General features: G+C 71.0%; 20 protein-coding genes and 2 pseudogenes. 12 read left to right on the top strand and 10 right to left on the bottom strand.

The annotated features are described in order from the left end of the window. Positions 1-87: 87 nt before the first annotated feature. Together sigB and dtd are read right to left on the bottom strand one after the other, a co-directional pair. Positions 88-1,074: an RNA polymerase sigma factor SigB gene (gene sigB, locus GCU56_RS03285; protein WP_163480088.1), complete on the bottom strand. Its 987-nt coding sequence runs from the start codon at positions 1,072-1,074 to the stop codon at positions 88-90. Between the two features lie 247 nt (positions 1,075-1,321). Then, positions 1,322-1,753, bottom strand: a complete 432-nt coding sequence (dtd, locus tag GCU56_RS03280) for a D-aminoacyl-tRNA deacylase (RefSeq protein ID WP_163480087.1) — start codon at positions 1,751-1,753, stop codon at positions 1,322-1,324. Positions 1,754-2,065: 312 nt separating this feature from the next. Between dtd and GCU56_RS03275 the strand changes: the two genes are divergently transcribed. The 5 genes from GCU56_RS03275 to GCU56_RS03255 all read left to right on the top strand — a co-directional run bounded on the left by GCU56_RS03275 (position 2,066) and on the right by GCU56_RS03255 (position 4,646). Further along, complete coding sequence (locus GCU56_RS03275; protein ID WP_163480086.1) at positions 2,066-2,422, top strand: metalloregulator ArsR/SmtB family transcription factor; 357 nt, start codon at positions 2,066-2,068, stop codon at positions 2,420-2,422. After that, positions 2,415-2,861 carry an SRPBCC domain-containing protein gene (locus tag GCU56_RS03270; protein WP_163480085.1) on the top strand — a complete coding sequence of 149 codons (447 nt, stop codon included), beginning with the start codon at positions 2,415-2,417 and terminating at the stop codon, positions 2,859-2,861. Before GCU56_RS03275 ends, GCU56_RS03270 begins: the two co-directional genes overlap by 8 nt. Continuing rightward, complete coding sequence (locus GCU56_RS03265) at positions 2,858-3,484, top strand: maleylpyruvate isomerase family mycothiol-dependent enzyme (protein ID WP_163480084.1); 627 nt, start codon at positions 2,858-2,860, stop codon at positions 3,482-3,484. The genes GCU56_RS03270 and GCU56_RS03265 overlap by 4 nt, the downstream gene beginning before the upstream one ends. Before the next feature lie 71 nt (positions 3,485-3,555). Continuing rightward, positions 3,556-4,140, top strand: a complete 585-nt coding sequence (locus GCU56_RS03260) for an HhH-GPD-type base excision DNA repair protein (protein ID WP_163480083.1) — start codon at positions 3,556-3,558, stop codon at positions 4,138-4,140. A gap of 164 nt (positions 4,141-4,304) precedes the next feature. Beyond that, positions 4,305-4,646 (top strand): DUF3099 domain-containing protein, encoded by a 342-nt coding sequence (locus GCU56_RS03255; protein WP_163480082.1) that lies wholly within the window; start codon positions 4,305-4,307, stop codon positions 4,644-4,646. Between the two features lie 58 nt (positions 4,647-4,704). Here the strand turns inward: GCU56_RS03255 and GCU56_RS03250 are convergent. Together GCU56_RS03250 and GCU56_RS03245 are read right to left on the bottom strand one after the other, a co-directional pair. Further along, positions 4,705-5,581, bottom strand: a pseudogene (locus GCU56_RS03250) (carbohydrate kinase family protein). 8 nt (positions 5,582-5,589) lie between these two features. After that, entirely contained in the window at positions 5,590-6,519 is a 930-nt protein-coding gene (locus GCU56_RS03245) for a pseudouridine-5'-phosphate glycosidase (RefSeq protein ID WP_345771600.1), read from the bottom strand. A 92-nt stretch (positions 6,520-6,611) separates the two neighbouring features. Here GCU56_RS03245 and GCU56_RS03240 point away from each other — a divergent pair, with 92 nt between their 5' ends. Then, positions 6,612-6,839 carry a DUF3039 domain-containing protein gene (locus GCU56_RS03240; RefSeq protein ID WP_163480081.1) on the top strand — a complete coding sequence of 76 codons (228 nt, stop codon included), beginning with the start codon at positions 6,612-6,614 and terminating at the stop codon, positions 6,837-6,839. 61 nt (positions 6,840-6,900) lie between these two features. Here GCU56_RS03240 and GCU56_RS03235 read toward each other — a convergent pair whose 3' ends face one another. The 6 genes and pseudogenes from GCU56_RS03235 to GCU56_RS25835 form a co-directional block, all read right to left on the bottom strand. Further along, entirely contained in the window at positions 6,901-7,971 is a 1,071-nt protein-coding gene (locus GCU56_RS03235; RefSeq protein ID WP_163480080.1) for a YhjD/YihY/BrkB family envelope integrity protein, read from the bottom strand. 90 nt (positions 7,972-8,061) lie between these two features. Beyond that, on the bottom strand, positions 8,062-10,269 hold the full coding sequence (locus GCU56_RS03230; RefSeq protein WP_163480079.1) for a VanW family protein: 2,208 nt from the start codon (positions 10,267-10,269) through the stop codon (positions 8,062-8,064). A gap of 143 nt (positions 10,270-10,412) precedes the next feature. Beyond that, positions 10,413-10,637 (bottom strand): DUF7455 domain-containing protein, encoded by a 225-nt coding sequence (locus GCU56_RS03225; RefSeq protein WP_239521696.1) that lies wholly within the window; start codon positions 10,635-10,637, stop codon positions 10,413-10,415. Between the two features lie 818 nt (positions 10,638-11,455). After that, entirely contained in the window at positions 11,456-11,752 is a 297-nt protein-coding gene (locus tag GCU56_RS03220; RefSeq protein ID WP_204331393.1) for a hypothetical protein, read from the bottom strand. 257 nt (positions 11,753-12,009) lie between these two features. Further along, complete coding sequence (locus GCU56_RS03215; protein WP_163480078.1) at positions 12,010-12,198, bottom strand: hypothetical protein; 189 nt, start codon at positions 12,196-12,198, stop codon at positions 12,010-12,012. Between the two features lie 448 nt (positions 12,199-12,646). Then, positions 12,647-12,938: pseudogene (locus GCU56_RS25835) on the bottom strand (transposase); the annotation flags it as partial. Positions 12,939-13,747: 809 nt separating this feature from the next. On the opposite strand from GCU56_RS25835, the gene GCU56_RS03205 reads away from it, so the two are divergent. The 6 genes from GCU56_RS03205 (at position 13,748) to GCU56_RS03180 (ending at position 20,872) form a co-directional block, all read left to right on the top strand. After that, entirely contained in the window at positions 13,748-15,955 is a 2,208-nt protein-coding gene (locus tag GCU56_RS03205) for an acetate--CoA ligase family protein (protein ID WP_163480077.1), read from the top strand. Between the two features lie 87 nt (positions 15,956-16,042). Further along, positions 16,043-16,963, top strand: a complete 921-nt coding sequence (locus tag GCU56_RS03200; protein WP_163480076.1) for an enoyl-CoA hydratase/isomerase family protein — start codon at positions 16,043-16,045, stop codon at positions 16,961-16,963. Then, a complete protein-coding gene (locus GCU56_RS03195; protein WP_163480075.1) occupies positions 16,960-17,658 on the top strand; it encodes an enoyl-CoA hydratase/isomerase family protein in 699 nt (232 codons plus the stop codon). Before GCU56_RS03200 ends, GCU56_RS03195 begins: the two co-directional genes overlap by 4 nt. Continuing rightward, entirely contained in the window at positions 17,655-18,530 is an 876-nt protein-coding gene (locus tag GCU56_RS03190) for an enoyl-CoA hydratase-related protein (protein WP_163480074.1), read from the top strand. The genes GCU56_RS03195 and GCU56_RS03190 overlap by 4 nt, the downstream gene beginning before the upstream one ends. A 258-nt stretch (positions 18,531-18,788) precedes the next feature. Next, positions 18,789-19,628, top strand: coding sequence for an SDR family NAD(P)-dependent oxidoreductase (locus GCU56_RS03185; protein WP_163480073.1), 840 nt, complete (start codon positions 18,789-18,791; stop codon positions 19,626-19,628). Beyond that, entirely contained in the window at positions 19,625-20,872 is a 1,248-nt protein-coding gene (locus GCU56_RS03180; protein ID WP_163480072.1) for a cytochrome P450, read from the top strand. Before GCU56_RS03185 ends, GCU56_RS03180 begins: the two co-directional genes overlap by 4 nt. The last annotated feature ends 4 nt before the right edge of the window (positions 20,873-20,876 follow it).

Raw genomic sequence — 20,876 nt, 5'->3', positions numbered from 1 at the left:
CACCGTGGGGTGACCGGCTCCGGCCGTGGCCCCGTCCGGAGGCTCGCCCCGAGCTCGCGAGGGGGGAGAGGGACGGGGTCCTCTTCTTCAGGCGAGGTAGTCGCGCAGCGCGTCGGCGCGCTGCGGGTCGCGCAGCTTGGCCATCGTCTCGCGCTCGATCTGGCGCACCCGCTCGCGGGACAGACCGAACTGCTTGCCGATCTGCTCCAGCGTGCGCGGCTGGCCACCGTCGAGCCCGAAGCGGAGGACGACGACGTCGCGCTCCCGGTCCTCGAGCGTCGAGAGCACCGTCCGCACGTCGCCCTTCATCATCTGGAAGGCGACGGCGTCCTCGGCGACGGCGGCGTCGGCGTCCTCGATGAAGTCACCGAGCCGGGACTCCTCGTCGGCACCGACGGTCTGGTCGAGGCTGACCAGGTCGCGGCTGTACTCCAGCAGCTCGGTGATCCGCTCGGGGGTCATGTCCAGCTCGAGACCCAGCTCCTCGGCGGTGGGCTCGCGCTCCAGCTCCTGGTGGATCCGGCGCCGGGTGCGGACGACCTTGTTGACCTGCTCGGCCAGGTGCACGGGCAGCCGGATGGTGCGGCCGGAGTCGGCCATCGCGCGGGTGATGGCCTGGCGGATCCACCACGTCGCGTACGTCGAGAACTTGAAGCCCTTGGTGTAGTCGAACTTCTCGACCGCCCGGATGAGACCGACGTTGCCCTCCTGGATCAGGTCCAGGAACGTCATGCCGTGGCCGGTGTAGCGCTTGGCCACCGACACGACCAGCCGGAGGTTGGCCTCCAGCAGGTGCCGCTTGGCCGCCTTGCCGTCGATCGCGAGCGCCTTGTAGTCGCGCTGGTAGGTGGGGGAGAGGCCCTGCTTCTCGGCGAGCAGCCGCTCGGCGTAGAGGCCGGCCTCGATCCGCTTGGCGAGCTCGACCTCCTGCTCGGCGGTCAGCAGCGCCGTCTTGCCGATGGTGTTCAGGTACACCCGGACGAGGTCGGTCGAGACCAGGCCGCTCGTGTCGGGCTCGCGCCGCGGCGAGCGGACCTCGAGAGTGTCGGTGGGGGAAGACTGCAGCAGCGTCACGATCTGTCTTCGTCCTTGCCTTCGGTTCGGATGCAGCCGCCGGTCGTCGGTGAGGCGGTGGCGCATCCGCGCGTCGTGGGTGGGGCCCGGGGACCGGCTCCGTCAGCCGGCCTCAGCCCTCTGTGATCCGATGTGGTACGCACTGCACAACGGCCCGGACCCGCCCTGGTGTTCCACGAGCACCCGGTTGACAGCAGATGCACAGGCCGTGTGTTGCGTCACCGTCTGATACCCCGGGCTGCGGGACTCAGACCTCCAGCAGCAAGGTCATCGGGCCGTCGTTGACCGACGACACCGCCATCCGGGCCCCGAACACCCCCGTCGCCACCTCGCTCCCACGTCGGCGCAGCTCAGCGACGAGCTCCTCCACCAGCGGCTGGGCCACGTCACCGGGCGCGGCGGCGTCCCACGAGGGACGGCGGCCCTTGCGGGTGTCGGCGTAGAGCGTGAACTGGCTGACGACGAGCACCGGCAGGCCCAGGTCGGCCACCGACCGGGCGCCGTCGTCGGTGGGGAAGACCCGCAGCTCGTGCACCTTGCGGGCCAGCAGCCGGGCCCGGTCGGCGTCGTCCGCCCGGCCGACGCCCACGAGCGCCAGCAGTCCCGACCCGATCTCGCCGACGACCTCGCCGTCCACCCGCACCGCCGCCGTCGCGACCCTGCTGACCACCGCGCGCACCCGGCCATCCTCGCCCGGCGCCCGCCGGACCGGGCCACCGGCGTGCCGACGCCCGCGGTGCCGGGATCCCGCGGGCGACGTGCCGACGGGAGTGACCCGAGCGGAGCGGGGCGACCCGGCGGCCACGGTTCTGGACCGCCGGGTCTGGGTCGTCCGCACCCCGGGATCCGGACGGCCGTGGACGTGCCCTACCCGTCCGGGCAGAGTCGAACGCCATCGCGACGCGCTGTGCTGGTCGACCGGCCCATTCAGCTTGACGGTTAATTAGCTACACGGTTAACTAACATCCATGGCGGCAACCGGGGTCACGGCGTGACGTCGGCGCTCGAGCAGCGGCTCGACGCCACGTTCGCCGCGCTGGCCGATCCGACCCGACGGGCCATCCTGGCCCGGCTGGCGACCGGCGACGCGACGGTGAACGAGTTGGCCGAACCGTTCGCCCTGAGCCTCCCCGGGATCTCCAAGCACCTGAAGGTGCTCGAGCGCTCGGGGCTGATCACCAGACGCCGCGAGGCGCAGTTCCGTCCCTGCCACCTGGAGAGGGAGGCCCTGGACGCCGCCGTGGACTGGATCGAGACGAATCGGCGCCTGTGGTCCGAGCGCTTCGACAAGCTCGACGAGCACCTCCGCACCGTGCACACGCCCTCGAACGGAGATCACCGTGACTGAGCACGTCCTGCGCTACACCCGCGTCTTCGACGCTCCTCGGGAGCTGGTCTTCAGCTGCATGGTGGAACCGGAGCACATGACCCACTTCTGGGGTCCCATCGGCGTCACCACGCCGCTGGACCAGATCACCGTCGACGCCCGTCCCGGCGGCGCCTTCACGACGGTCATGGTCAACGACGCGGACGGCAGCACCTACCCGACGAGCGCCCGCTACACCGAGGTCAGCGCGCCGGAGCGGCTGTCGTGGGTCGAGGCCCACTCCGGGATGACCGTCACCGTCCGGTTCACCGACCTCGGCGACGACCGCACCCAGGTCGACATCGAACAGGCCCACGTGCCGGCGCAGATGCTGGACCCGGGTGCGCAGGCGGGCTTCCGCACCTCCCTCGACCGCTTCGCCGCCCACCTGGACCGGCTGACCCGGGCGGAACGGTCATGACGACCACCGATCTGATGGCCACGATCACGACCGAGCGCGCGTCGTTCGGCGACGTGCTCGACGGCCTGTCCGAGTCCGACTGGAACACCCCGTCGCTGTGCTCGGGCTGGCGCGTGCGCGAGGTCGTCGCGCACATGACGATGCCCTTCCGCTACCCGGCCCCACGGTTCCTCGCCGAGCTGCTGCGGTCCCGGGGGAGTTTCGCGCGGATGGCCGACCGGGTCGCCCGCCGGGACGCCCAGGCGCCGATCGGCGTGCTCCTCGACGGCTGGCGGACCAACGTGGCCCACCCGTGGAAGCCCCCGGGCGGCGGGCTGGCGGGTGCGCTCACCCACGACGTCGTCCACGGTCTGGACGTCACCGTCCCGCTGGGCGTCGAGCACCCGGTCAGCGAGCGGGCCCTGCGCGTCGTCCTCGACCACGCGACGACCCCGCTGAGCCTGCGGCACTCCGGTCTGGACCTGACCGGGACCCGGCTCGAGGCGGACGACCTCGACTGGGCCTTCGGGGACGGTGAACCGCTGCGCGGGCGAGCCCGCCACCTCCTCCTGGTCCTCATGGACCGCCGCCTGCCGGCCGGGTCGCTCTCCGGTCCGAGCGCGGCGCGGTTCACCAGCGGCTGACGGTCCGGTCCGGCCGGGGAAGCCGGCGTCAGCCCGGACCGTCTGGGCCCGGGGTGCGGCAGGATCCTCGCGTGCCGACACTCCACATCACCCAGGACGACGCCGCCGACGAGCTGCTCGGCCGCGACCCGCTGGCCCTGCTCCTCGGCATGCTGTTCGACCAGCAGTTCCCGATGGAACGCGCCTTCGGTGGTCCTCGTCTGCTGGCCGACCGGCTGGGGATCGACCACCTGGACGCCGCGCGGCTCGCCACCCACGACCCCGACGACCTGACGCGCGTGTTCCGGGGACCGCCGGCCGTCCACCGGTACCCGGGCTCGATGGCCGCCCGGACCCAGGCGCTGTGCCGGCTGCTGGTCGAGCGGTACGACGGCAGGGCCGAGGCGCTCTGGACCGACGCCCCGGACGGCGCGGCGCTGCTGGCGCGGGTCGGGGAGCTGCCGGGCTTCGGCGCGCAGAAGGCGAAGATCTTCGTGGCCCTGCTCGGCAAGCAGTACGGCGTGACCCCGCCCGGCTGGCGGGAGGCCGCCGGCGCCTACGGCGAGGAGGGCTCCCGCCGTTCGGTCGCCGACATCACCGGCCCTGAGTCCCTGGCCGAGGTGCGCTCGTCCAAGCAGGCCGCCAAGCAGGCCGCGAAGGCCGCTGCGGGCGGCTGAGAACGCAACTCCGGGGTGCCTGCACCGCCCGGGATCCGGTGGCACGATGGGCGACGGACCCGGGGTTGTGCCGGGACCCAGGCGCCGTCGGGACGCCGGGCACGCACAGCTGCGGAGGGATCTGCCGAGTGCCGGTCACCCGGTCGGCGGAGGGAAGGAAGTCCGTGGCCACGAGCCAGCAGCCCGCGCGTCCCCGCCGGCCGCAGCCGGTCCTCATCACCGAGGCCCAGCTGAGCCGGGAGGAGCAGCACGCGGCGCGGAAGAAGCGCTACGTGCTGACGATGGCCGTCCGCGGCGTCAGCCTGGTGCTCGCCGCGGTCTTCTACCAGACGTTGTGGCTGGCGCTGATCTTCGCGTTCCTGGGCACCGTGCTGCCGTGGGTCGCGGTGATGATGGCCAACGACGCGCCGCCGAAGAAGCGGCTCGACGTCAACCGCTACGCCCCGCCGCGCCCCGACCGGATCCTCGAGAACCCCGCGCGGCCGGACCGGGTCATCGAGCACTGACGGAGGACGTCCTGCCCTCCACCGCTCGCACGACCCCGGCGGACCCCTGCAGGGGGCCTCAGCGGGCGCCCGGCCGGCCGACCACGGCGGCCGCGCGTGCCAGGCCGGCCTCCAGCGCGTGCACCGGGTCCCCGCCGCGATCGGCCAGCCAGACCGAGAGCAGACCGGCGGCGAACGCGTCACCCGCGCCGGTGGTGTCGACCACCCGCGCCCGATGGGCCGGCCGGTGCACCAGCACGTCGCCGGAGGCCCACAGCGCGCCGTCGGCACCCAGCTTCACCACCGCGACCGGGTACCGGCCGGCGAGGGCCCGGGCGGCGTCGGCCGGGTCGGTGCAGCCGGTGAGCAGCGCGGCCTCCGCCTCGTTCGGCAGCACCAGCGTCGCCGCGGCCGTGTCCGCCAGCCAGTCCTCGACGCCGTAGCGGGCCAGGGGCCCGGTCGAGGCGGGGTCGACCGAGGTCGTGCAGCCGGCGGCGACGGCCGCGGCCAGCGCGGACAGCCCCGCGGTCCGAGGGTCCGGGTGCAGCAGGGTGTAGCCGGACAGGTACAGGTGCCCGCCCGCCTCCGGTGCCGGCACGTCAGCGGCCTCGCAGCGCCAGGTTGGCGCCTCGGTCGGCCAGCATGCTGCGCTGCCCGTCCCGCTCGACCAGGCTGACGATCGTGCCGGTCGCGGCGCCGGGGACCGCCCGCACCGCCGCGGTGACCCCGCCGGCCACCAGCTCCGCGACCAGGCCGGCGCCCGCGGCGTCGTCGCCGGCGCACCCGGCGAAGACCACCGGCGTACCCAGCGCGGCCAGGTGCGCCGCGACGTTGGCCCCGGCCCCGCCGCCGCGGGTGGCGATCGAGGCGGGCCGGTCCGAGCCGGGCGCCGGCTGCCCGTGCAGGACGACGACGACGTCGGAGGCCAGGTCCCCGACGACGACGACGCGGGCCACGGCGGAGCTCAGCGGGGGAGCGCGGCGAGGGCTGCGGCGATCCGCCCGGCCAGCTCCGCGTTGTGCAGGACCAGGCGCACGTTGACCGCGAGCGTCGCCCCCTCGCTGGCCCGGTGCAGGTGGTCGAGCACGAAGGGGGTCACCTCCTTGCCACGGACGCCGGCGGCCTCGGCGGCGGCCAGCGCCCCGGCGATGACGCGGTCGTGCAGCTCTCGGTCCAGTTGCTCGGCGACCGGCAGCGGGTTGGCCACGACCACCGCGCCCGGCGTGAGTCCGCGCCGGGCGGCGAACACGGCGGCGGCCTGCTCCGCGTCGTCCACCGACCAGTCCAGCACGGAGCCGGAGTCGGCGACGTAGAAGCCCGGGAAGACGCGGGTGCGGTGGCCGACGACGGTGACCGACAGGGACTCCAGCCGCTCCAGGGTCGCCGGCACGTCCAGGATCGACTTCACCCCCGCGCAGACGACGACCAGCGACGTGCGGGCCAGGGCCGTCAGGTCGGCGGACTCGTCGAAGGTGTCGGCCGCCTGCCGGTGCACCCCGCCGAGGCCGCCGGTGGCGAACACCTCGATGCCCGCCCGGGCGGCCAGCAGCGCGGTGCTGGAGACCGTCGTGGCCCCACTGCCGCCCAGGGCCAGGGCGACCGGCAGGTCACGGACGCCGAGCTTGGCGAGGTCCGGGTCGGCGCACACCCGGTCGGTCTCGTCGGGCGTCAGTCCGACGTGCGCCACGCCGTCGAGGACGGCGATGGTCGCGGGCACGGCCCCGCCGGCCCGGACGGCGCCCTCGACCTGGTCGGCCGCGGCGCGGTTCGCCGGCCGGGGGAGGCCGTGCGCCAGCAGGGTGCTCTCCAGGGCGACCACCGGCCGGGCATCGGCGAGCGCGTCGGCGACCTCGGGGGAGAGCCGCAGGGGAAGGGCGGGGGAGTCGGGCTGCACCCTGCCATCATGGTGGGCGGCGGAGCGTGCCCGTCGCCGCCGTTGGGTGGCCGGGCGCCTCCCGGCCGCCGTCCGCGACCTGAGGGAGCACCGTGAGCAACACCGACCTCCTCGAGAAGCCCGACGTCCGCGAGGGCGACACCGGCAGCGCCAACGAGGTCTTCCACTACGTCCGCAAGAACAAGATCGCCGAGAGCGCGGTCATGGGCACGATGGTCGAGGCCCTGTGCGGCGAGGTCTTCCCGGTGACCAAGAGCCCCAAGCCCGGCAGCCCGGTGTGCCCGGCCTGCAAGGAGGTCTACGAGCAGCTCAAGAAGTAGCAGGACCCCGCTGCCCGGGGCGGGACCGCGGCGGGACCCTGCAGCGGGCCGCCTGTCGGTGTCACATCAAGTCCAGGCGGCGGGCCTGTTCGAGCTTCGCCGCCCGCCGCTCCTGACGCCTCCGCTCGTGCCGGCGCAGCGGTGCCGGCCAGCGGGCCTGGACGGTGGCGTTGAGCTCGGCGCCCAGCAGCACCGCCATGCCGAAGAAGAAGCAGAAGAGCAGCGCCGCGATCGGGGTGGCCAGTGCCCCGTAGGGGAGCGTCGCGGTGAGGATGTCGGCGACGTATGCGCGCAGCAGCAGCACCGCGACGAGGAAGAAGGCGACCGCCAGCAGGGTCCCCGGCAGGTGCCGCTTCCACGGCAGCCGGCGGGGCAGCACCACGTGGTAGAAGCTGGTCAGGGCCAGGACGAGGCCGACCAGCACCACCGGCCAGTAGACGGCGTTGACCAGCACGGTGGCGGTGTCCCGCCAGGTCACCGGCAGCAAGCCGACCAGCACCTCGCGGCCCAGCACGAGCAGCGGCAGGGTCAGCACCGCCACGACCATCCCGACGACGAACAGCCACAGGGCCTTGAGCCGGGTCCGGATCGGGCCGCGCACGTCGCGCTGGTCGTAGGCGATGACGATGGTGTTCATGAAGGTCGCCGTCGCGGACGAGCCGGCCCACAGCGACAGCAGGAAGCCGACGCTGACCAGGTCCAGCCGCCCCGAGCCGAGGATGTCGGCCAGCGTCGGCCGCACCAGGGAGTCGACGACGTCGGGGGTCAGCGCCTGGGCCGAGGCCGTGAGCAGCTGGTCCTCGATCTCGGCGACCGACCCGGCGCCGATGAAGCTGCCCAGGTAGCCCAGCGAGCCCAGCAACCCGATGAGCAGCGGGGGCACCGACAGGATCTGCCAGAACGCCGCCTCGGCCGACAGCCCCAGGATCCGGTCCTGCCACGCCTTGGCCAGGGTCCGGCCGAGCACCTGCAGCGGGACCCGGAGCGCGGCCGGCCAGCGGGCCAGTCGCCCGGCCGGCGCGGGGGTGGCCGCAGCGGTGGCGCCGGCCGCGCCGCTGTCCCCGTCACCGGTCGCGTCGTCCGGACCGCTCCCGGTTCGGGCCGGTGACCCCCCGGGCAGGACCGTGCTCACCGGCCCAGTGTGCACGCCGGGAGCCCGGGGGACGGCGGGCCGGCCGGTGGGCCCGACGGCGCTCGCCCGAACGGGCGAACTCCGGCCCGGTCAGCCGGGGACGGGTGCGGTGCCCTCCGGAGCGGCCGGGGCGGCCGGCGGGACGCAGCGGATGACCGGCTCGGCGGCGTAGCGGGTCCGGAAGTCCTCCCGCCGGACCTCCGCGCCGTTCTGCGGGTCCTTGAACACCCGGGTCACCGTGATGTCGAAACCGGTGGACCCGCCCTGCGGGCTGCAGCTGCCGTCGTCGGGCTTCTCCTGCACCACCGGCTGGCGGAGGTTGAACCGGTTGCTGCTGATCGACTCGATGTCGTAGCGCTTGGTCCCGTAGAAGGAGACGGTCAGCGAGCTCGGCGTCCACTGGGTGTCGATGTACACGCCGGTGTCGCTGTCGTTGCGGAACGCGAGGTCGATCGAGTCGTAGTAGACGGTCGCCTCGCGGCCGGCCGGGTAGCGGCTGATGTAGTAGCTGTGCGGCTTGTGGAAGACGTCCTCGAGGCCGGCGAAGAACACCGCGTTGAACAGCGTCGTGGCCACCTGGCTCATGCCGCCGCCGACGGCGGTCGTGAACTGGCCGTTGTTGATGACGCCAGCCTCGACGTAGCCCTGCGCCGTGCCGCGGGGCCCGGTGTAGTCGTTGAGGCTGAACGTCTCGCCGGGCCGGACGAGCGCGCCGTCGATCTCCGCGGCGCCCACGCGGATGTTGGTGCCGCTGGCCGCGCTGGTGAAGTTGGTCGTGAACGTGCTGATCTGCTCCCGGATGCCGAGCGCCTCGGCGTCCGCGGTGCTGAACTCGGCCTCGACCGGCCCCAGTTGCGCCGTGACCGTGCGCGGCGCGGCCGCCGGGAGCACCTCCAGCAGCTGACCGGCCAGCGCGGCGGGGTCGACACCGGTCCCGTCGACGGACGGGACGACCGTCACCGCCCCGCCGGAGAGCTCGAAGCGGGCGTCTTCCGCGGGGGTGCCGAACGCGGCGAAGTCGTCCCCCATGGCCTCCTGCAGCGCGGCGGGGTCCACCGCGACGGCGAGGGTGCCGTCCTCCTGCGGGGTGAAGGTCAGGGAGGCGCCGATCGCGGTCTCGGGCACCTCCACCGACGTCGCGCCGTCCTGGCTGACGACGGTGACCGGCGCGGCCAGGCCCGGGGTGACCGTCCCGGCCAGCACCCGCTCGGCCTCCGCCGCGTCCACCGACACCTCGGTGACGTCGACGGGCAGGTCGATGGGGGTGGTGGGGTCTCCGCCCGAGGCCAGCGCGGCGGTCACCGCGTCGGCGGCCCCCTCGCGGTCCAGCGTGCGGCCGTCCTCGGGCGCGACGACCTGGGCCGTCGTCCCCTCGATGGTGATCGTGGCGTCGACCGGGGCGCGGTCGACCTGCTCGGCGATCGTGTCGATCTGCGCGGCCAGCGCCGTGTCCTCACCGGTGATGACCGGGTCGATCTCGCGCTCGGTGAACAGCGACACCAGCCGCGTCCACGGGTTCAGCGGCTGGTCGCCGGCCGACTCCACGGTGCTGTCGACGTCGAGGGTGATGCCGGCCGTCGCGGGGGAGAGGGTGCCCTCCACGTCGTCGGCGACGACGACGTGGTCGGCCGTCACCCGCGGCGCGAGGTCGGACTCCAGCCGCTCGGCCGCGGCGGCGGGGGACAGGCCGCCGACGTCGATGCCGGCGACCACGGTGTTGCGGGGCACGTCGTCGCCGGCCACGAGCAGGTCCACCCCGTAGGCGGCGGCCAGGACACCGACGGCGGCGACGGGGGCCAGCACGGCCGGACGGCGCCACCACGGGCGGGCCGGTCGCGGGGAACCGGCGTCGGGCGGTCCGCCGGGGCCACCGCCGTCCGGGAGGGAGCTGCCGGCGGACGGGTCGGTGTGCTCCGCGGGGACGGGGGTCGGCTGGTCGCGGGGGAGCAGGGCGGTCGTCGAGCCGGCGTCGTCCGCGGTGGGCGGCGGCAGGCGGCCGGGCTCCTCGCCGGGGGCGAAGCGGATGTCCTGGGTCTCGCCCTCGTCGGCCGGGTCGGCAGCGACGCCGGGCGCCGGGATCCCCGCTACCGCCGGATCGTCGGCCCGGGGGGCAGGGGGATCGTCGGCGGGGACGTCAGCCGGGGCGGGCGCGGGGCCGGCTGGTGCAGGGGGCACCGCCGGACCGGAGCCCTCGGGGCCGACCGGGCCGCGGTCGCGCGGCACCGGCCGGGTGTCGTCGGACAGGATCTCGGCGTCGAGCCGGGCGGTCTCGTCCTGCTGGCTGGGGGACTGCGGCATGGGGGGATCTCCGGGTGGCCGTCGACCGGGGGACCCCGGGAACGACGGAGCCGCCGGCGCCCCGTCCGCACCAGGCGGAGCAGGGACGCCGGCGGCGGCGTCGGGTGAGGGCTTCATCGCTGTGCGCGACGATAGCGCCTCGGTCAGGAGGTGACGCGCTGTTCGCCGTCAGTCTCGATGATGTCGGCCGCGATGTCGCGGAGCTTCCCCTCGTACTCACGGGCGTGGTGCCCGCAGAACACGAGGTCGCTGCCGCTGGCGAGGACCACCCGCACCTTGGCCAGCGCACCGCAGCGGTCACAGTGGAAGGGGACGACCAGGTCGTCGGCGGGCGGGGTCGTCGTCAGCGTCTGGGTCATCTGGGTCATCACTCGCTCTCTACCGCACGGACCCGCGGCTGCGGATCGGCCTCCTGCACAGCGCCAGGATGGACCCCTGTGTTCCCGACCCGGGCGTTCCGGCCGGTGGACTCGCCATGAGTGGTGAGTCCGGGGCCAGAGGTGCCGGTGGGTCGGTCAGCAGGGACGCCGTGCCTGGATGATGCTGATCTGTCGTCGTGATCGGTTCCGTTGCGCCGGGCTCGGTCCGGCAGTGGGTCCGCTGCTGTCTTTGACGTCCCCCACGCTACGCCGCTTACCCGGCGGGCGACGGCGTACACGACCCACCCGGTACCGAAGGGTGAGATCGTGACCTGACCGACACACAGCCGACGGCCCCCGACCGCACTGGTCGGGGGCCGGGCGCGACGGCTCCTCTCCCTGGGCCCGCGCCGAGCTCGCGAGGCGGGGCGAGGAGAGGGGTCCTTCTTCAGTCCAGGTAGTCGCGCACTAGGCAGGCCTGAGCGCTGTGCTGACCTGCGATCAAGCGTCCTGGTGAGAAGCGCTGTGCAGTGGAATATCCTGGACTGAGAGCCCAGCTCAGTTGAGATATTCGCTACCGGTTGGCGGAAGTGGCCAATTCTATGTGGCCCGGGCCGAGCGGGCATGGCATCCCTTCGGGGGTCTCGGTCCGTTGTGTTCCTGAGCGGGCTACAGGAGCGCCCTCGTTGGGCCGCTCACGCAGTGACGCAGTCTTGGCGTCGGGTTGTGTCCGCTGTACTGAGGCTGGGGTTGGTTGCGCCGCCGAGTGCCGCCTTGACGGCCGCAGGCCCCTAGGGGCGTCTCTCGCTGCGGTTGGCCGGGCTGAACTACCGCGCTTGGTCCTGGCCCGAAGCATCGGCACGACCATCCCCCGCCGATGACCCGAGCTTCCTGCGTCGCGCTTGCGCCGACCGGAGCGCGAGGCGGGTGAAGTAGGCCTTACGAGCGTGCCCGGCTCGACGCGCCCGCTCGGCCGGCGACAGCACGCCGTCGGGGTCGACCTGGTTCTCGAAGCGGTCCAGCATGGCGCGTCGTGCCGGTGCGGTACGCGCGCTGCGGTCGGCCGTGTTGGCCCACGACTGGTGCGCGGCGAGCCGCGCGATCAGGAAGCGGTCGGCCGTCATGCCACGAAGGCTGCTCGCCCTCCTCCAGTTCGCCTTGAGGCGAGTTGTCTGCGCGCCGACCTGCCGGACGGCAGCGGAATGGGAGGTCCTGTTGTTCTCCAGCCCTGCTGCCCGTGACATCGGGCAGCCGCGGACTCCTCGGCTCCAGTTCGTTCTGGAGTCGTCGTCTGCGCTGCAGGATGACTGGAGACCTTGGTTCGACTCACGCGGCCGGTCGAGGCGCCGAACCACTGTCGACGGTTGAACCGGCTCGACCTTCACCACAGATCGGCGGAGTGACCTCCGACGCTCCGGTCCCGCACGTACGGCCGTCGGCCGTAGGCGTCGAGGACAGTCCTCAGCGCCGCGGCGAGATCCGCGAGGTCGCGGTCGTAGACGCGGCCATCCTCCAGTTGGCGGGTCAGCTCGCTCAGCAGCGGCGCCCAGTCCCGGCGCGTTGGCGACATCGGCACGTGAACCTTGACCCGACGCTCGACGACTGCGACAGCCGACCGCCCGGAGGCCGCCGCGCGGCCCTGCTCCCAGGCGCGGCGACGGCAACTGGCCGAGCACCACTTCGGGATGGGTCCTCGAGGCCGAGGCAAGATGGCGCCGCCGCACCAGGCGCAAGACACAGCGGCTGCCCGTCGGTCGCCGCCAACAGACGATGTGCTCGCCGGTACGTCGGCCGGCGCGGACTGGCCGGTGACGCCTCGCTGCGCGGTGCGCTCCCGACGTCGCCGTTCAGACTCGCGCCTGCGAGCTCGGTCGTCGGCGCACCCTCCAACTGCCATGCACTCAGCGTCCGGGGCATCCTCCTGAAACCCGTCCGACGAGTTGGCCGACCCCGCGTGCATGAGGTGTGATGCCTTGTGATCTTGAGAGCTGCATAGATCCTGGAGGTGGGGCCGGAGGTCACGTCCCGCTGAGTGGTGGATGTGCAGCCCTCACCGTGTTGGTCAGCTGTGTGATGCCTATGACGGACAGGGCCGGTTGCGCCACCTCCTTGGTCGGGTTCTCGGGCCGGTTGAGTCAGGGCTATGGAGCCTTCGGAGACGTAGCGGCGGTCGGAGACCTGCCATTCGTCGTGCGCCTCGACCAGCGCCACGCCGGCGAGGCGCAGCAGGGCCTCGGGATTGGGGAAGGCACCGACGACATCGGTGCGGCGCTTGATCTCCTCGCTCAGCCGCTCGAGCGGGTTGGTCGACCGACTCCCTCCCAGTGCGACGGGTAGCCGGCGAAGACCCGCAGGCCGTCTTCGGGGTCACGGAGCAACGGCGCCGACCTGCGGGACTGGCGGCTCAGCCACGTCGCTTCCGAGGACGGCCGTTGATGCGCTGATCGACCGCTTCCAGATCGTCGGTGAAGGCGCTCAGGGGGCTGCCTCTGGGCAAGTGCTGGCGGAGGAGCCCGATGATGTTCTCGTTCGTGCTGCGCAGTCAGGGGCTGCCCGGTAGTGCGAAGAAGATGCCGTCGGCGAAGTACTCCTCGAGCAGGTGGTGGCAGGCCATCTCCTAGCCCTGGCCCCAGGTGAGGGTCTGCCGGGCGAGGTCGGGAGGTCGGTGAGGACCGGCAGCATCGTCATCCGCAGCCCTTCCGCGCTGTGCCCGTCGGGCAGTGACGTCGGCGTAAGGCAGGTGTCGTCCCTCGAGAAGGCGGCTGGCGTCTTCCGCCGCGGGTTGGAGGTCGGGGCCGTAGACGATGGCTCCCTGTTCGGCCAGAGCGGCAACCCGTGGCGGCCCCCAGTCCCGAGGCCGCGCCGGTCCCGAGGCGGCCATCCCGTCGATCTTCACGTGGGTCTTACCAGGTAGTCACGCAAGTCAGCGAGGAGCAGCCCCGTTCGGACCGGTTACGCGGTGTGGAGCGGGAATTTCCGCCCCGATGTCCTTGTGTGCGAGCCGGTGCCGTGAAAAAGTAAACCACGCTAAGCAACTGTCCCGAGCGGTTGCTGGTCCAGGTGGACCACAGGGTCCCGAGCGGTTGCTGGTCCAGGTGGACCACAGGAAGGAAGCCCTCGTGTCATCACTCGACTACCAGGATCGGCGGCGGCTGGTCACCCCAGAGCGGCTTCACCGCTTCTTCGGGTCTCGTCGGATCGCCGTCGTCGGTGCGTCTGACTCCTCGAGCTGGGCTGTCAACCTCATGGGCAGCCTGCGTCATGCCGGTGGGCACAAGGAGCTGACCTTCGTCCACCCGAAGCACAACGAACTCTTCGGCCAGCCCACCATCCCAAACCTTCGGGACCTGGACGAACCGGCAGACATGGCGTTCATCCTGGTGGGACCGACCCGGGTCGAGGAGATCCTCGAGGACGCCGCCGCGGCCGGCGTGAAGAACGCGGTGATCCTGGCAGCCGGATATGGCGAGACGGGCGACGACGGGCGCGCTCGCCAGCACGGCCTCGCTCAGCTCGCCTTGGGCCTCGACATCACGATCATGGGTCCGAACACGATCGGATTCATCAACGCCCCGGCGGGCGTGGCCCCATGGGCGGTGGCGACCAACCGTGCCCCGCTCCGTGGTCCGGTCGGGGCGGTGTTCGAGAGCGGATCGATGGCTCGGGCGACGCACGAGTTCGCCCAGGCGCACGGCGTCGGTTCGACGTTGTGGGCATCCGTCGGGAACTCCGCCGTCATGACCAGTCTGGACATCCTCGAATACTTGTTGGAGGACGAGGCGACGAAGTCAGTCGCGCTCTTCCTGGAGAGCGTGCGTGAGCCCGAGCGCCTGATGGAGCTCGGTCGTAAGTCGCTCGAACTCGACAAGCCCATCGTCGCGTTCAAGGCAGGACGCAGCGAAGAGGGCAAGCGGTCGGCCTCGGCCCACACCGGCGCTGTGGCGACCGATGACGCAGTCGTGGACGCGGCATTCCGGCAGGCGGGGATCGTCAGGGTCGAGAGCATCGAAGAACTGGTGTCGACGGCGGCATTGCTGGGCTATCACGGTCGCCGGCCCACTGGCCGCCGGATGGGGGTGGTGACCTCTTCGGGGGGTGGCTGCAACATCATCGCCGACCTCGCAGTGGCCAACGGACTCGAGCTACCGCCGTGGGACGAGAAGACCGTGGCGAACCTGAGCGAGCACCTGCCGCCGTTCGCTTCGATCCTCAACCCTCTCGACACGACGGGCTACGGGCACGCCCGGGCGCGGCCCCGACCAACGAAGGCCGAGGACGACCTGATGGAGATCGCCGTCCAGGACCCCGGGATCGACTTCATGTTCACGATGATGACGCCATTGCCGGCGACCCGGCCCGACGATCCGACGTTCATCGAGAGTCGGCTCGAGATCCTCGGTGACATCGTCAAGAACTCGCCCGTGCCGGTTTTCCTATCGTCCAACACCTGCTTGGACGTCCCGGAGTACCCACAACGCCTGCTCGCGTCCTCCGGCTTGTTCCTCATGCCCGGTGGCGATCTGGCGATGTCCTCGCTCGGCAGCATGATGCGCTGGATCGACCAGCGGGACCGCATACTTGCGAGGGGGAAGACTGCAGTCCGCGCAGGCGATGACTCGGCGCCCGCCATCGAGGGTGCGTGGGCCGAGGACGAGGGCCGGGCGCTCCTCGCCTCGAACGGTGTGCCGATGGTTCCGGCCGAGCTGGTGACCACGGCCGACGACGCGGCAGCCGCAGCGCTGCGGTTCGACGGCGCGGCCGCCATGAAGATCTGTTCCCGCGCGATCACGCACAAGTCGGACGTCGGCGGCGTCGTCCTGGGGGTCGACGGCTCGGAGGCTGTTCATGCCGCGTACGAGCGGATCTCCACCGCCGTCCGCCGGAAAGTCCCGGACGCTGACCTCCGGGGAGTGCTCGTCTCGCCCATGCGCACGGGCGGACAGGAACTCCTCGTCGGGATCACCATGGATCCGACTTTCGGTCCGGTGCTCGCCGTGGGACTCGGTGGCATCTGGGTGGAGATCCTGCGGGACGTCAGCCTGCGCGTCCTGCCGGTCGATGCGGCCACGGTCAAGGACATGTTGCTCGAGCTCACAGCCGTCTCGTTGCTCCAGGGAGCGCGAGGGGCCACGCCCGCGGACGTCGACGCGGTGAGCGACGTGATCGTGCAGATCGCCCAGGCCGCTCTCGCGCTGGGAGATCGGTTGGAGACTCTGGAGGTCAACCCCCTCCGGGTCGACGGAAGCGTCGTCGAGGGTCTCGACGTCCTCGTGGTGACCGTGGGGGACAAGCCTGCTGAGCAGACGGGAGTGCCGACCGATGCGTGAATTCGACATCACTGTCATCGGCAGGCAGATGGGTGGCGGCCCGACTCCCCGGCTCTGCCTCGAACTCAGCGCCGGGGTGAGGTGAGCATGGCTGCCAAGAGGTACGGCACCGACGAGAGCATCGCTGCGGCCGAGGACCAGGTTCAATTCGACGTCGACCGGGACAGCGGCGTCGCCACCATCACGCTGAATCGCCCCGAGAAGCACAACGCGATGAGCGTCCCCATGCGGGATCGGATCACCGATCTCATGGGCCAGATCGAGTTCGACGACGACATCAAGGTCGTCGTGTTCCGCGGTGCCGGCCGGTCGTTCTGCAGCGGGAACGAGATCAACGAGGAGTGGGGTCAGCGGCGACCGCACGAGCGGCGTCGCACGTTGACCGTCGGCTACCGATACGGCGCGGACATGGCGTGGGGTCGCCTGGGCTTCAGCCAGGCGATCTCTCGCTCCTCGAAGATCACCATCGCCCAGCTCCACGGATACTGTGCGGCCGCGGCGTACTTCATGATTGCCTGCAAGTGCGACCTCGTCGTGGCGGCCGACGACGCCCGCATCGGTGCGCTCGAGGCGCGATTTCTGGGGCCGGCCGGCGCGGTCGCCAGCGTCCACATCAACCGGATCCTCGGCATGAAGGCCGCTCGCCGGACTGGATTCACGGCCCAGGCGATGAGCGGGTCCGAGGCTCAGTCACTCGGCCTGGTGTACGCCGTCACGACCGCTGACCAGCTTCCCGACGTGACGGCGACGCTCGCCCGGCGGTTGGCCGCCACCCCGACGCATCACCAGCAGTACCTGGTGCGGCGGATCCGAGCTGCGGAGGGGCTCATGGACACCAGTGTGCCGTCGATCACCGGTCTGCTCGTGTCGCACTTCCTGCAGTCCGCGCCCGACGAGATGGATTTCTGGAAGACAGCCAAGGAAGTCGGGGTGGGTGGCGCGTTGGACGCGGACAAGAAGCGCAAGGGTGCAGCCGATCCTCGTGCCGTCGCGGAGCGTCCTCGATGAACACATCGCTGGCTGTGGGGGTGGGGACGATCGAGGTCGACGACTTCAGCCCTCTCAGCCGGTACGACCACGACTTCGCGCACGACCTGCGCGACGCCGTGCTGGAGCTCAACGATCACGACGACGTCAAGGTCGTGCTGCTGAGGGCGACCGGCCCGGACTTCGCACCGCCGGGCGCCGCAGGCGACCAGGATCGGCCGAGCGGACTGCCCGCCTGGCGTCGTGACTTCGCCGGCTCGGCCGCCATTTATCAGACGCTCTGCTTCTCGAAGAAGGTGGTGGTCACCGAGGTCCAGGGGCGCTGCACCGGCGCGGGTACCGTGCTCGTGCTCTGCTCGGATCTCACGGTCGCCGGGGAAGACAGCACGTTCGGGTCACCCTTCGCCGCCATACCCGAGGCCAACTTCGCCCTCGCGTCGCTGACGATGCGACTCAACCGAGCCAAGGCCTGGGCCCTCACCGACGACGTGTTGCCGGCCGAGCAGGCGCATGCCATCGGTTTGGTGAACTTTCTCGAGCCCGTCGACCAGGTGTGGTCGAGAACCGCCTCCCTTGCCCAGGACGTCTGCCGAATGCCACTCGACGGGATCACGATGTCGAAGATGCTTCTCCAAGCCGTGCTCGATGGTCATGGCGTCGGGCGGGAGTTCGACATGGCCCCCCACTACGCCCGCGACCTGTGGGGCGGAAAGTGAGCGCGAGCGATGTCGTGGGCACGCCCGCGCCGCTGGTCGATCTCTTGATCGACCGGGAGAGCCACCGGGCCGACATCGTTCTGCGCCGGGCCGAGCGCCGCAACGCTTTGACCAGGACGATGGCGCGCGATTTCGTGCGTCACCTCGACGTCGTCGACGGTGACGACGAGGTCAAGGTGGTCGTCATCCGCGGTGAAGGTGAGCACCTGTCCAGCGGCTGGGATCCGGACGATGCGTGGCAGCAGTATCAGGACGCTCCGGGAGGGGCCGTCCGCAAGCACCCGAGCCAGCGCGCCCGCTTGATCGCCCTCGACGACTACTGGTGGGGACCGGACGGGCTCTACTCGCGACTGCTCCACTGTCGGAAGGTCACGATCACCCAAGCGGTCGGCGACTGCTTCGAGACGGGGCTCTATCTGACCCTCTGCAGCGACCTCGTCGTCGCCTCGCCCGATGCGCGATTCGCGTGTCCGAGGTGGCAGAACGTCGGTGCCGACGGGGATCTGTCCCTCCTCATCGCCACGGTCGGCCTCAAGCGCGCCAAGGAGATGATGTACGGGGGACGGCCGTGGAGTGCCTCCGACGCCCATCGGTACGGCCTGGTGGACAAGCTGTCGATCGATCCGGCAACTGCCACTGCTGAGTTCGCGGGCATGTGTGCGTCGATCATGCGCGACGGGATCGTGACCGAGAAGTACGCCGTGTTCGCCTCCTTGGCGAAGATGGGTGTCACTCACTCGTTCGCGGCAGCGACGGTGGTCAGTGCATCCCTGAGCAACATCCATTTCCAGCCGGACGAGTACAACTTCCTCAAGGACGCGAGGGACAACGGAACCGACGCCGCCCTCGCGCGGTCACGAAGTCACTCCTGACCGGTGACCCGAGCGGTCGGCGGGCCCGTGCCGGTGGGGTTGCAGAGCGAGTCGAGACGCGCCCCACAACGCGCGTGCGGGGTTGCCGCAGTGGTTCTGCGCCGAGCCGACCCACGCACCGGGCACCGTCTCGCTCTCGCCTGACGCTCGGAGCGGGGGCTTGACGAGTGAGCGCCATCACGGGGACGATGGAAGGTACTTCACAAGGTTAATGATTCACCCGGGTACTCCAGTCATCAGGCCGCAGGAGGATGGTCCATGCGCTACTTGATCACGGGTGCCGCCAGTGGGATCGGCCGTGCCGTTGCCACCCAGGCGGTCCGTCGAGCCACGGGTGATCACCCTGTCTCGCTCGCACTGATCGATCGTGACCAGGAAGCCCTCGGCGCCTTGACGGAGGAACTGGCCGGTAGCGGTGTGACCATCCTGCCGTTGGTGGTCGACCTCGAGGACCCGGTCGCCCCCGCGGGATCCGTACGATCCGCGATCGAGGCCTTCGGCGGCCTGGATGCGATCATCAGCAACGCCGGGGTGCTCCTCGGCGGTCCGCTCGAGGACATCGAGCTCGATGCCTACGAGAAGACCTTCGCGATCAACACCCGGGTCACGTGGCTGCTCGGGAAGGCGGCGTTCCCTGCGCTGAAGGAGTCGCGCGGCTCCATCGTGGCGACGGCCTCGATCTCGGCGACGCATCCGACTCCTCCGGCCGGGCTCTACAGTCCCAGCAAGGCCGCGCTGGTCATGCTGATCAAGCAGATGGCGTTGGAGTGGGGTAAGTACGGCATCCGGGCGAACTGCGTGTCTCCCGGCCCGACGGACACCTCGCTCACGCGGAACTCCTTCGGAGCGGGTGTCAGCTCGGCATCCGAGCAGAATCGCGCCTATCGCGAGGCGCTCATCCCGCTGCGCAAGATCGGACGTCCGGACGACGTCGCCGACGCGGTGCTCTTCCTCGCCGGTCCGCAGGCATCGCAGATCACCGGGGTGGACCTCCCTGTGGATGGTGGCGTCAGCCTCTCGGTCATGCCGCTGGCCGGCGGTGCCCCCGGCTACCGACTCGATCAGCTCAACAGCCAGTACGCGGAGGTGTCAGCATGACCTCGACCTCGACCTCGACCACGCTCCCGGCGTTCCTCGGGCCCGAGGTCGCGGCGGATCCCTACGCCTTCTACCGCCGGCTCCGGGCGGAAGCACCCGTCCACTGGGATCAGAACTTCGGTGGGTTCCTGCTCAGTCGGCACGCCGACGTCGGGGCCGCGTATCGCAACAGCGTGTTCTCGACGCAGAACTACGAGGTCCATCTCGAACCGGTCTTCGGACGCTCGTTGCTGCAGATGGACGGGAGCGAACACAGCCGGAAGCGGGGGCTGGTGACTCCCCACTTCCGCGGCAAGGGCCTGGAGTCGTGGCTGCCGGTGATCGCGCGGAACGTCAACCTGATCCTCGACCGGTCGGTCCAGAACGCAACGGACATGCTCGTCAGCGGATTCCGGCCGGGGAAGACCGTCGACCTGCTGGGCGAGTTCGCCTACTACCTCCCGGTCTACGTCATCACGGACATGCTCGGTCTCCCGCACAGCGATTACGACCGCTTCTTGGGGTGGTACACGGCCCAGGTCAACTTCCTCGGCAATCTGGGACGCGATCCCGGGATCGATGCCCTTGGTCGGCAGGCGACGGCCGAGCTGTGGGAGTACCTGACACCAGTGATCCAGGAACGCCGCCGGAATCCGGGGGAGGATCTGATCTCCGCGCTGGTCACGGCAGAGATCGACGGTGAGTCGCTGGACGACGCGGAGGTCCGGACGCACATCACGCAGTTGCTCAATGCCGGGTCCGAGACAACCGGCAAGACGTTGGCCAGCGCGGTCACGCACCTCCTCACCGAGCGGGAGTTGTTTGAGCGAGCTCTGAGCGATCGGGACTATCTGATGGCCGCGGTCAGCGAGACGCTCCGGTTCACGCCGCCGTCGCAGATGAACGGCCGCAAGGTCACCGAGGACGTCGAGATCGAGGGCGTCACCATTCCGAAGGGATCTGTGGTGATGCTGCTGATTGCCTCGGCGAATCGGGACGAGCGCCGTTTCGCCAACTCGGAGACCTTCGATCCGGACCGCTCCGACCTCGACCACTCCAAGGCTTTCGCTGCCAGCGGGGAGCACTTCGCGTTCGGCTTCGGTCGCCACTTCTGCCTCGGCGCCATGCTGGCCAGGGGTGAGCTGCAGATTGCTCTCAACACGCTCCTGGACAAGTTCCCCGACATGCAGTTCGCGGACGGGGTCGCGCCCAGATGGGCCGGATTGAAGATGCGATCGGTGGAGTCGCTGCCTGTCACTCTCTGATCGT

Source organism: Geodermatophilus sabuli (genome assembly GCF_010686765.1).
Lineage (GTDB): Bacteria > Actinomycetota > Actinomycetes > Mycobacteriales > Geodermatophilaceae > Geodermatophilus > Geodermatophilus sabuli_A.
The sequence above is the reverse complement of the archived record's forward strand: the minus strand, read 5'-3'. Positions and strand labels throughout refer to the sequence as shown.